4 protein-coding genes are annotated in these 13,795 nt (G+C 36.2%); all 4 read left to right on the top strand.

All coding sequences use genetic code 11. The features are described from left to right. Positions 1-40: 40 nt before the first annotated feature. Complete coding sequence (locus tag GVX98_RS10125) at positions 41-3,640, top strand: DNA polymerase (protein ID WP_159128002.1); 3,600 nt, start codon at positions 41-43, stop codon at positions 3,638-3,640. A gap of 65 nt (positions 3,641-3,705) precedes the next feature. After that, positions 3,706-3,846, top strand: coding sequence for an AAA family ATPase (locus GVX98_RS10120; protein WP_159128001.1), 141 nt, complete (start codon positions 3,706-3,708; stop codon positions 3,844-3,846). A gap of 229 nt (positions 3,847-4,075) precedes the next feature. Further along, positions 4,076-7,444, top strand: a complete 3,369-nt coding sequence (locus tag GVX98_RS10115; protein ID WP_159128000.1) for an STY4851/ECs_5259 family protein — start codon at positions 4,076-4,078, stop codon at positions 7,442-7,444. Between the two features lies 1 nt (position 7,445). Continuing rightward, positions 7,446-13,742 carry a DEAD/DEAH box helicase gene (locus GVX98_RS10110; protein WP_159127999.1) on the top strand — a complete coding sequence of 2,099 codons (6,297 nt, stop codon included), beginning with the start codon at positions 7,446-7,448 and terminating at the stop codon, positions 13,740-13,742. The last annotated feature ends 53 nt before the right edge of the window (positions 13,743-13,795 follow it).

The raw sequence follows: 13,795 nt of genomic DNA, 5'->3' as shown, positions 1-13,795 counted from the left end.
CCACTCATTATTCCGTATATTTAAGGAATAGGTTCTAAATATGTTAATCCAATTCATACATCCCAAAGATACCAATCAAACAGCCGTAAAAAACTTAAGCCAGCAATTACAGCAATTTTTTAATGTCACTGATTATCGTATCAATGTCGGTTGGATTCACTCACGTACACGCTCAGATCAAGGGTATAACATTCGCTCGGTTAAAGGCTCAGAACGTTATTACTTACATACAGGCAAAGAACAAACAACACATCAAATTGGCGATTTAATTCTGTTTAGCTATGCAGATTCAACGCGTTGCGAAGATCGTTTGGACATCGTTACACACATTGGTGTCGAGGAGCTTTTTGATACACAAAACTCATCACTGATAATGAGTTTCTTAGAATTTTTCTATGTCATATATGCTATTACTTTAAAATCTGACCTGTACAAAAAACTGTACGATAAAGTATGCCAATTATTACTTAAACAACAATATGAACATGCGGTTTATCAAAATGTCTTTGCAGTTCGAAGTTTAGGTAATACCTTACTGCTAGAGCATCATGCTTTAAGCAATCGCTATATCAGTGGCTATTTATTAAATGCAGAAGAATTACCTGAACAACTCTTAATACGACTGCTTAAACAAAGTATTCATCAACCTGCAGAACTAGATGCGTTATTACAGTACGCAGATCACAAAGGCATTCATCAACTCAGTTTTGCTGTCAAATTAGTTGCAGGGCTTACGTTAGATGTAAATGACATTAGTAACATTCAGCTGACCGACCAATACAACTTTTTAAATGCCTATATTCCAAAACATCCGTTATGGCGTGAAATGGTTTTGGCACATCCTGACACACTATACAGTGATGACATTGCACAAAAATTTATTGATGAATTACCAGAAGACAAAACGCAGTGGCTCAATGCTTTAAATCAGTTACCGTTAAATATTCGTAATAGTCTAGCCAACAGATTGGCAGAAGAACACTTTGCTTATGTCTATCAGTTGATCTCTGATGAGCAACGTTATATTAATCATATTATGCAGTGTATCGAACAACAGGATTCGACACATTTTGCAGAGTATTATCACTATGCGATCGCACACCATTTCCATCATGTGGTGTGTATGCTTAAAATATTAGAATACAAACTATTACAACGTCCATTACCATTGTATGAATTGAATAAAATTATTAATGCGTATAGTGAATCACTCTGTAATCAACATAGCCAAAACAATCATTTACAGAAAATTCAATATACGATTTTTGCCAAATGTGGCTACAAGGCAGAAATTGAAAAAATTCAGCGTTCGTCCTTTCAGCCTAGGCCAACAAGCTACAAAGCAAATGGTTTAAAGCCTTTATCCTTCTGTGAAGGTAAAATCTGGTTTAAAAAAATAAATAATGAATACATTGAAGTAAATGGTGAAAAAAAACCAATCGAATCATTCGAACGTGAAGAACTTAAAGATAAAGAAAGAATTGTTGAAACGAGTTTAGATCGCAAGGTGTTATGCCGTCGTCATGACTGTAATCATTGTGAAAAAGACTCCGAACATAGTATTGAAGCAAGTATTTTCTATCGTATTTTAAAAGAAGTTCAGTTTGACACGACACAATTACACGGACGTTTCAAAGAAAATAACCAAGTCCTGCGTACCATAGCAGGCTTAAACCGTTGGAATGAAATTCTAGATCGCCTAAGTTGCCAAAAATGTCAGAGTCCTTTTATGGTGTCTGAACATCATAAAAATTCGATGGGGAAAATGGCATACTCAGCAACGTATTGGCATTGTTCGAATACGGCGTGTCATGAATATACCCACATCGTTAAACTGACACATTGTTTGTCGTGTATGGGCGTGATTGATAGCCGGGAGTCAAAAAATGCGTGTAACCCATATGAATTGCTGTCCTATAAAAAACTCTACTTATGCAGTAACTGTGCTTCATGTTGCTCAACGCATGGTTTTAAGGGCACCTGTCCACATTGTGGTTTAGAGGATGCATATATTCATGTCTCTGCAAAAGAGAGAACACATGCCGCATGTAGAGGCTGTAAAAAAATAGTGTCTATTGAAAAATATGCCTTTGAAAACTTTGTAAAACGTAAGCAATTACCAGCGAAAAATGAAAAATTTGAAACTGAAGCGCTTCTATCAGAGTTTAAAAATGGCGTCCGAACGCTTTACGTTTATGATCTCTATCAGGCGTTAGTACATCAACGCGTGAAGTATGAAAAATTAAAAAACTATGATGTGATTGTTGACGTCAAAATCTTAGCCAAAATGGCATTTATGGGTTTAGAACATAAAAACTATCAGCCGTTTGTAGCATCTTATGAAATACCAGATGTAAAAGAAGATGACTTTGGTAATGTAGATTTAGATACTTTTGAAACGCTTAAAGCGATTGCAGATAAAGCACTGAAACGTCCATATTTCCATCATCTTTATAAAACGATTGAATTACCGTTTACCATTGCTTTATATCACTATTCAAAATCAGGACTGCATCTACCTTCTGCCAAACTGAGCGCATTTGCCGAAAAAATCGAAAAGGCACGCAATGGCATTAGTTTCGATATTCAAAAGCAAACAGGCGTATTTGCTTCAGATACTGGCGCAATTAAGCAGTATTTAAAAGAAAAATATCAATATGACGTCTTGATGCAATCGAAGCACGATGAAAGTCTGGATCATCTCTTAAAGAAAGTTCAGCAAGATCCTGTTGCACATTTATATCACCAATTTGACAAACTCAATCGTGCGTCTAGCTTAGTCAAAGCATTTGCCAATACTACGCAAGACCGAGTACATCCTAAGTACCAAATTTTGGGAACAGTCACAGGGCGTTGTACAGCAAAAGATCCTGCTATATTGTCTTTCCCTAAAGCCTTTCGATCTATTTTTGCAAATCAAGCAGGGTATACGTTGTATTCCTTTGATTATGGGCAAATTGAATTTGGAGTTTTGGCCGGTTTATCTGGGGATCAGCAACTGATTCAGGACTATAACCAATCTGATATTTATCAAGAGCTGGCTGATGAAATAGAGATTAGCCGAGATCAGGCAAAACTATTCTTTCTTGGTTTAATTTACGGTATTCAAGATGACAATTTAAGCAAAATGATGTCTATGCCAAGCTATCAAATTGCTCAGGTTCGTCAGCAAATTTACCAGCGTTATCCTGCAATTGATCAATTAAGACAGCAGTGTATTGAATTCGGTCAGCAACATGGTTTTATAAACAATATGTTTGGGCTACATCGTGCAAGTGTAAAAAATAGATCAAATAATGCTTATCTAGATCAGTGGGAGAATAATTGGTTCTTTAATTTCCCAATCCAAAGTACAGCGGCAGGCATTTTTAAATCGGCGTTGGTGAAAATTTTCCAAACAGATATGAAGAAAACGATGCAATTGGTCTGCCCGTTGTATGATGAGTTTTTAGTACAAATACCGGATGAAGATCGTGAATATTATATTTCTTTAATCCACTCATGTATGAGTAGTTCACTCTATTCAAGTTTTAACGTCTTGGAGCCAAAAGTAGATTTGCAGGTATATAGTAAAACTTCTTTAGATGAATATCACTCAGATGCATGGTTGCAGTGGTTTGAACAGTTTACTGTACACTGAAATCATCAAATTACTGATGAAGAGAAAGCATTGCCATTTTAAAAACAGAGTTACCAACGATAAATATGAAAATTACTAAAATTTCGCTAACAAACTTTCGTGCATTTAAGCAGACTCAAACCATTGAGTTTGCACCTGTGACCTTACTTTTTGGTCCAAACAGTGTGGGGAAAAGTACAGTTCTTAAAGCTTTGTTCTACGTGTAGCAAATTCTAGCCAAAGGGCAGAGCAACACCAAGTTTATCTCCAAAGTTAACGTTACGTTATCTTTAGAGGGACTGCATGTCCATTATTTTGTCTAGGATCATTATATTCTGTTGTTGTGAATAGACCTTAGTGGTACTCAGCGACACTTTATGATGCCATTAGGTTTATATAGATGATTGAATCGATTATATTATTTATTTTAAAGCAGAATATAGTAATGGGGGCATTATGGAATTGTTAGCTTCATATATATTAGGGGAACAATCGAGTGCTAGACATATTCTAAAGCGAATTTTTGCATCGCGTAAACTTACTGAGCCAACAAGTCATCCCCTATATACCTATCATATTACCTTAGAAGAATACCAGGATCTAAAGCGTACGTTGAGATCTAGTCAACAAGATCAAAAAAGCCATAAACCTGGTCGTGAATGGTGTGCAGTTTTTACTTTATTTGTTTCTGAGTGGTTTCGTCGTGAGTATAAAAGCGGTTGGAGTTGGGGGCCCGTATATGATGTGCTTGGCTTTCAACCTTTGGATGATATTCGCTATGTGGTTCAGCAAGGCTTAGAAGGTTTTTGGAAACGTCCGATCCTTAAATTTGAAGGTTCAAATCATACCAACTATTTAGGCTCTGCATTTAAAGAGGGGGGATTCCCTTCAAATCTTTTAATGGAGCAAGGTAATCATTATCAGACTGTATTTAAACGTATTGTGGCGCAGTTTAGTCACTATAAACATTATAACCCCGAAATAAATGACCAAGTAATTCAAGCTTACACTCGTTATCTGCCGCAAGCATTCAAGGAACATGAAACGCGAGTACTTATTTCGGATATGGCAGAACATCTTGTTCATTTAGTAGTAACACATCAATTAGACAATACAGATAATCCTGCAGCTTATTTATCTGTAAATTTCCCTAAGTGGAGGGAAGTATTTCCTCTACCATTAGAAAGTAGTGTAGCGGAACAATTTTTAAATCAGTTGCTACTTGCCTCTAGTACTGAATTGAAGCAAATGAAAACCAAACAGGATACTTTATCCTGTGTTAGTTTTTTTAACCGTAATTCTAATCAAATATTAACTGAAATTTTCCTGCCAAACTCACTAGAAATTACTTTAGAGGATGTTAAGGGGATTCCTCCTCGAGTAGAAATTGTGTTGTATGAAGCACATGAGCCCGTAGCTAAACTAGGTACAGCAACGTTTATGGCGAGGCCTGAGGCTGGTAAGTCAGTGAGTATACGTATAGGTGCACAAACGCGAATTATTACCAGAAAAAATTATCAACATGGATTGATTTTGGCGCTACAAAATAAAGATCAAATTCTTTATCAAAAAGAATTACCCCAAACTTGTTTAGAAATAGGCAGTGTTCCTGTCGCATTTGCACAGGATGGAGGAGAACTTTGTCCATTTATTGGGCAGGCTTCATTCAAGACAGCCGAATCAGAAATCATTTTACTCTTACCGCCATCGTGTCAATTTACTTCTCAAGAGTGTGTAACAGGGCATTTATCAAATGCTTTTGGTCAGCATGTTTATAAGGTAAAAGGTGATATTGAGATTATTGGAGATAATCAAGAACAATATCAGATCCAATGCTCTAAATATCATGATAAATCGGAGCTTGTAGATTTCATTGGTAAAAAGTTTCCTTGGTCTACGGTACCAGTATTGGCTTTTTTAGGAAAACCGAAGGCGTGTTATATAGAACCTGGTTTGCAATCAAAAAGTGATAGTTTAGCTATTTATGCAGAACAAAAGCTTTTGGCTCACCATGTGGGTTCAGCTGGATATGGTGTTAAAACTTTAATTGTTAAAAATGCCTCGCAATATGTAGTGTTGCGCCGAAAGGCTGTTATTTTTCCTGAAGACTTAAAAGTAGAACTGTTAGCAGGAGAAACTCCAAATGAAGCTAATATTCGCCTTTTAACAAAGAGTAATATCATTTGTTTAGAGATTCGTGATGATCATCAAGCAGTAAGTTTTAAGTCGCGAAAACTGCATAATGACATACAGGGGCAATATGGCTATGAGTATCGCCTAAGTTGTAATGAGCACCCGCCTGAAAACATCAAACTCAATTTGATGCTGAATTTGGGAGAGCAAGTAGATGTGTCTCTACCATTTCCATCTCATGGCGCAACGCTCTACAATGGAAATCACCAACCGATTAAACAAAAAATATTGACTGTGGATGATTTGCTCGGCTCAAGACTATGTTTGTATGCACCGGAGAACAAATCAACCATTTTTCGGATGACAATCAGGCTTAAAAGCGCATTCATTAGAGATGTAGAGGCGCCATACTATAAATGGAAGTTTTTGGTGAGTGGAAAACCACATCAAGAATCGCTTATCCATTATAGAGCTGAAATAGAAGAATTATTGGCATTAACGAAAGATTTAGATGCACGAATTATTCTTGAAGTTACTGGTGGCACACAACCATTAAACTATGAAATTAAGCATTATCAAACCGAGTTTGAGGTAGATGAACAAGGGCATTATTTTTTAAGTGGTTTGAATCTTTCAGGCTCACAAGGGGTTGATCCAGTCATCATGGTTTTAAACCAACCTGAACAAGCTGTTTTACCACTCGAATCGATTACAACAGAAGGTGTTGATACTGGCAAATATAAATTGCCGAGATTGAGTAATGTTGGTCCATGCTTGATTATTCCCAAAGATCATACATCGATTAAATTTAGACCTAAATTTATACCGCAACAGATAAAAGTTGATCATTTTACTTTTGAACCTGCAGATACTCTACATACTGCTGTACGTGATTATCATCCAACATTTAACCCGAATAGTATTGCGGATTACTTACAACTTATGGCAAGTGATTTGCAGAACTCTGGGTGGTTGTATCTTTACCACTTATATTCGAAGTACAACCATCTACCATTGGTAACATTTCAAGTGTGGAAGGATTTAGTGCGAAATCCATCATGTTTGGCATTGGCTATATGGTTGCTTGATTTCGAACATAATATTTATCAACGCTTCGAGCGAGAGTTTGATTTGGTCTGGGAGTTAGTCCCGATAGAAGCTTGGAAGAATGCGATCTCTAAAACTATTAACCTTTATGTGAGTCAGGGTATTCCTGAGGCTGTTGTTAATAAAACACTGAAGGCGAGGTATGTAAAACTATCTCAAGAAATTTCTACCCTAAATCAAAGTTTAGAAGCTTATTATTTTGATGAGCCGATTCTGAATGGATTAACGCAAAATCAGTTGAATGGCATAGTTAACGGTCATTATCTTCAGAATTTATTGAGATATCAGCCTGAGGGTGAAATGTGGCCAACATGGTTCCAGCAAGAACTCTCAGCATGGTTCGAAAAAGAAAATAACCATCTTCCATTAAAACCTATTGTAAGTTTGCCACAGCATTCATCTGTAATTCTGTTGCCAATTTATCTTGCAATGAAAAATGTAGGGCTAACCAATTTTGTACTTGAAGATAAATCAAATAGTTTAACTAATCATAAAATTCGTCAATTACGTGACTTTGACCAATCTTGGTTTAATTCAATTTTCGAAATAACAGTATCTTATATATTAAATTCACAGGCTCATTAATATGCAACGCTATTATTCAGATTTATTAGAACAAGCATGTCAGCGTACAAAAGAATCAACTTTAAGCGTGTTGGGTATCAGTGATCCTGAGTTGAGAGAACACCTTGCTGAACAGATGTCTCAGCTTCCGGGAGGTAAATTTTCATTTTTAGCTCCGCCTGTTTTTGAGCACACTTTTGCTTGGAAGCAAGCACAAGTGACGATGTCAGAATTGAGTGGAAAATTATTAGCAAAGTCAGTTGTAAACGCTTTAGATGCGGAGAGTAATGGTCGCTATCGCTTTGGGAAAGAATTCAAGCCTTTTGAACATCAATTAAAAAGTTGGAAAAATTTATTAGCTGATAAAAAATCTGTTGTTGTCACATCTGGTACTGGTTCAGGTAAAACAGAATGTTTTATGGTGCCAATTCTGAATGATTTATATGAGTTAAGCGAAAATATCAATGCGCCGTTGGAAGGCGTACATGCTCTATTCTTATATCCTCTTAATGCACTGATTAATTCTCAAGAGGAACGTTTGAGTGCTTGGACTCAACACTTTGGTGGAAAGTTACGATATTGCCTGTATAACGGTAATACACCTGAGTCAGAAAGTTCAAAAAGAACGTTGCAAAAGGAGCGTCCTTATCAAGTCTTATCACGAGAATTGATGAGAAAAAGTCCTGCTCCAATCTTGGTAACCAACGGGACGATGTTGGAATATATTATGGTTCGTCAAATTGATGCGCCAATTATTGAGAAGTCTCGTGCAAAGAAAAGTTTACGTTGGATTGTTTTAGATGAAGCCCATAGTTATGTCGGATCCCAGGCTGCTGAACTAGCTTTACAGTTGCGACGCGTTTTAGAAGTTTTTGGTGTTGAAGCGAAAGATGTTCGATTTGTCGCAACCTCTGCAACAATTGCGGATAGCAATGCTGAGCAACAGCTGAAGACTTATTTATCTCAATTGGCTGGTATAGATGAAAGCCAAATTGAAGTGATAGGTGGTCAACGCGCAGTCCCACAATTAAAACTTGAATCGAATCAGAATAAATTAACTTTAAAAGAATTATCTGAAATTGAAGGTGATTTAGAAGTCAGTGCTAAACGTTTTCAGGCTTTAGAATCGAATAAAACTGCACGTGCAATTAGGGAAATTATTGTTCAACAAGGTGCAGAAAGCTATAAGCCTTTAACATCGTTAGAAATCAAAGATAAATTAAATGCTGAATATGCTATTTCAGTGGATCAAGTCGAGATTATTAGTTGGATTGACCTACTGACAAATACAAAAGCCCAAGAAAAAGAGGAGGCTTTCTTAAAGGTAAGAGCACACTTCCTCCAAAGAATCACACATGGTTTGTGGAGCTGTATCAATCCTAATTGTGATCAAAAGGTAGGAACAGCATTAAAAAAATGGCCATACGGTAATGTATATGCAACATTTGAGCAAAAATGTAAATGTGAATCGCCAATACTAGAACTTACCTTCTGCAAAGAATGCAATTCACCACATTTACTGGGACAATTAGTTGATTCCATTCATGGGCGTCAGTTGAAACAAGTTGGAGAGGCGAAAATTGATGAATTTTCTCTGCTTACAGATGAAGATGAACTTGATGAAGCTGATCTTACGGATAAATCTGATCAATTACTGGATTACAATTCATTATTACTTACTATAAACGGTCATGGGGAAATGCTTAGCCTTGATCAGAAGGGCGTTGAAAAATTTCCAGGGGAAGAAGACTTTAATCTCTTTGCTACATCAAATGAATGTCATAACTGTGGATCAGTAACACAAGAGGGTTATTTACCTGTAAATAGAAGCATTCTTGGTGCTCCGTTTTATGTGACTAAAGCAGTGCCGACAGTTTTAGAGTTTTGCCCAGATATTACGATTAAAGAATTAGAAGAAAATGATGTCACCAATATTTCACCCCAAAGTCTCCCTTCCTTTGGACGCCGCTTAATTACATTTACGGATAGTCGCCAAGGTACAGCGAGAGTGTCTGTACAGATGCAACAGGAAGCACAGCGTTCAAGATTAAGGGGGGGCGTGGTAGAAGCGTTAAAATCATTACCATTACCAGAGTTAAGTACTGGAGTGAGTAAGGATGAACTCTTACAAGATATAGAACTTGCAAGAGGGAAACCTGCGATGAAGAACTATTTAATATATTTGGAAAAACAATTATTTGAGTTAGAGAATCCCACTGAGAATAATATTTCTTGGGCAGAAATGATTGAAAAGCTAACGGCTTTATCTGACTTTAACTTTTCAATACTGAATGCAATGAAATATTACTCTCCAGAAGTTTTTGGAAATCAGACTGAAGGGCCATATAAATTAATTTCGATGTTGTTATTGAGTGAATTTAGTAGACGCCCTCGTAATCGGAATAGTACTGAAACATTAGGATTGGTAAAAGTTGGTTATATTGGTTTAGAGAAGGTTGATAGGGTACCTTTATATTGGGAATCTAAGGGTCTTAATTTACAAGATTGGAAGGACTTTTTAAAAGTCGTTCTAGATTTCTATGTGCGTGATTATTATTACATTCATATAGATAAAAGTATTTCAAACTGGATGGGCCGAAAAATTGTTACAAAACGACTATTCGGACCTGAATCAAAATTAATAGAAGATAAAATCAGCAAACAGTGGCCTTTAGCATCTAAGCGCAAGAATAATAGATTGGTAAAGTTATTAGCGTTGGGTGCACAACTAGATTTAAATACCCCTATTGATATAGATATCGTTGATGAATGGCTAACAAGTACTTGGAAAGTTTTAACTCAAGACACAGGAATCCTAGAGGCTGATAACGGTCAATTTTTCGTAAGACCACAAAAATTTAAATTCTCTTTGAATGAACAAGTATTTATTTGCCCTATTACGCATAGGTTAATGGATACAACATTCAAAGGTATTACACCGTATCTACCGACGGGTATTCCAAAGAGTAAAGAGGCTTTCATTTGTCAGAAGACGAGAATGCCAAATTTGCAAGCCTTTAGTTCTAATAAAGACCATCATGCCAATATTCAATATATACGTGAATTAATTGCTAAAGATGAGGTAATTAAGGAGCTGCGCTCTTTAAATTTATGGAATGACCTCTGTGATCGTATTGTTGAAGGAGGAATGTATTATCGTGTTGCAGAACATTCTGCACAGCAAGCAAGTGAGCGACTACAAGATTACGAAAAACGATTTAAATCAGGTGAAGTCAATGTAATGAACTGTTCAACAACCATGGAAATGGGTGTTGATATCGGTGGTATTTCAGCAGTTGTGATGAATAACGTGCCACCTCATCCTGCAAATTATCTTCAACGTGCTGGGCGTGCTGGTCGTAGTAAAGAGTCAAGAGCACTTTCTTACACGATCTGTAAGTCAAATCCACACGATCAACAAGTATTTAATAATCCAAAGTGGGCTTTTGAGACCAGTATTCCAGCACCTTATGTGGCTTTAAATTCCAAGAGATTGATTCAAAGGCATGTGAACTCCATGTGTCTATCTTTCTTTTTGAAAAATGAGATTGGAAATACGGATGCAGAGAAAACCAAATTAAACTTAAAGTGGTTTTATTTAGAAAATGGTGCGGAAGATATATCAGTATGTAATCGATTTATTACTTGGATAAAAGCAAATATTTATACTTATGCACATGCCTTGGAAAAATTAATCAAAGGCACGGATTTATCTTTTGATTCTATTGAAAGCATTTTAGCTAATACTATCCAAAGAATTACGGAGATGCGTGATCACTGGTTAAAAGAGTACAAACGCCTTGATACTCAGTTGAGTGAAGCAGAGAAAGGGACTGCTTACGCTTATAGATTAAGTATTGAAATGCGTAGACTCTGTGAGGAATATTTATTAAGAGAACTTGCTGCTAAATGTTTCCTACCAGGATATGGCTTCCCAACGGATATTGCATCATTTGAAACGACTAATGTTATTGACTTTATACGTCAAAAGAAAGATAGAGATGATCAAAAGCAAAGAAAGTCTAGAGAAGATAATGTTTCATTATTAAGAGATATGCCAAGTCGAAATTTAGCAGTCGCGATTCGAGAGTATGCACCAGGTTCTGAAATTGTATTAGATGGACGGGTATTTAAATCCAAAGGGATTTCTTTAGCTTGGCATAATATTCATAGTTCCGATGCAAAAGAAGCACAAAAATTCGATTTGGCTTGGCGCTGTGTACACTGTGGTCAAAATGGCTTTAATACGGACAGTGCAGTCGATATTAATAATGTTTATTGTGACAACCCAAGTTGTGGTGAAAAAATACGATTAAATGAGCAACGTAAAGTACTACAACCAACGGGATTTGTTCATGATTTTTATGAAGAACCAAGTAACGATGTAACAACTCAAACCTTTATCCCTGTTCAAACGCCTTGGATAGCAGGTAAGGGTGCAAGATTAAGTTTGCCGAATACTGCCTTAGGATTTATGGTTGCTGATACATCAGGGCATGTATTTAACTATAGTTCGGGTTTGTATGGGCATGGGTATGCTGTATGTCTTGAATGTGGGCGTGCTGAATCTCAAAAAGACAAGGACAAATTTCCTTCGTATCTATCACCTGAGCAGAAACATTATCCATTAAAACCATCTAAACATGATCGAGAAAATGGGCAAAGAAAGTTCTGTGAAGGTAGTGAACGCTTAATCAAAGATTTAAATTTAGGTAGTTACATGACTACAGATATCTTTGAATTGGTATTGCATCATCCTGAACGTAACGAATATCTTGCAGATATAAAAGAAAATGAAAGTGTGGCATTTACTTTAGCAGTCGCATTAAGAAAAGTATTATCTAAGAAGCTAGGCATATCAACCAGTGAATTGGGGTATGGCAAGCGTCCAATATTATTAGATGGGCATCATCAAATTACAGCGATTCAGGTTTATGACGTTATTAGTGGTGGAGCGGGATTTTCAAGTTCAGCTCCTCGCCACATTGAGTCGTTATTATCCAGTATGGTTGATGAATTAGAATGTCCAAATCATTGTGAGTCTGTATGTGCTCATTGTCTTTTAGATTCACAGTCACGACATCATTACAGTTTATTGAATCGTCACGATGCTAAAGAGTGGTTAGGTGAAAACTATAAAAACTTTATTTCTACAGCGGAGCTATCATTTTTCTCTGGAGCACAATATTGGCCATATAGTTTAAAAGAATGTATTGAACATCATGTGTCATTAGGCGCTAATAAGCTAATTTTGAATTGGGGTGGAACATCTGATAATTGGGAAATATTATCCGCTAGTGTTAGAAAAAATATTGCTAGATGGGCAGATGATGCAACATTGAGTATTGAGATTGCTATACCAAAAGCCATTATGGATTCTGATCAACATGTGGCTGAACTTAAATTTTTAGAAAAACATTTCAATATACAATTTGTTGAAGGTGATGACATTCAACAATCTATTGTTGCACAACTACATTTGATAGATAGAGTTGTCACTGTTGTTAACCCAGATATGAATAGTCGTATTCCAAATGAAGAATGGTTGAGTACGAGAGCAATAGTTGGAGTAAGTGAAAGTTATAAATTGCTGACTGAGAATGTCATAACATTACCAATTCAAGAGGCAACACATCAAAGCTCGATTGTAGGGCTAGATCTTCTTGATCAATTGAATGTTGATTTATATGGTTTTGGTCGTAAATTCTGGGAATTGGTGGTTGAAAGTAGTAAGGATTTCGGGAAACTTTGCAAGAGCGAAATAATAACAAGCATTGAGTATTCAGATCGTTATATCAAATCAGCTAGCAATATGATGCTAATTGTCAGTTGGTTAAAAGGTCTTGAAGAGCAAGTAAGTTCTTTAGGTCGCGTGAAGATCAAAACTATTATTTCTGATGATGAAACAAAAGATTTACCAATGTACCTTCATCATGACTACCACAATGCTAACCAATTTGAGAGGATTTTTGAAAAACTATTGACTGATAATTTAGATCTATCCAAAAAAGAAATAGATTTAATGATCTATGATAATAGTAAAACTCTTTATCATAAGCGAAATTTAACGATAACTTTTGAAGCTGGAACTATTTTTGATATTCAGCTCGATCAAGGTCTCGGCTATTGGAGATTATATGAGAGTCATAAGTTATCTCAGAGAAATGTCTATTTTAATGCTCAAAAGGACTTCACAAGTGTTGTTAATGGACTTGCTGATTTACAGAAGTTTTTAGTTGTTAAAAATGGTGAGCAGAATCCAACGAACATTTATGTCAAAAAGAGAGAGGGTGATTTAGTTGTAGCTGTTTCAATATAATAATGTGTACTAGCTCAAACCTGATCTGACAGTTACCCATTTTTTATTGTGTC

Source organism: Acinetobacter sp. 8I-beige, from assembly GCF_902505955.1.
Classification (GTDB): Bacteria; Pseudomonadota; Gammaproteobacteria; order Pseudomonadales; family Moraxellaceae; genus Acinetobacter; species Acinetobacter johnsonii.
Note: the sequence above shows the minus strand (reverse complement) of the source record. Positions and strands in the feature narration are given on the sequence as shown.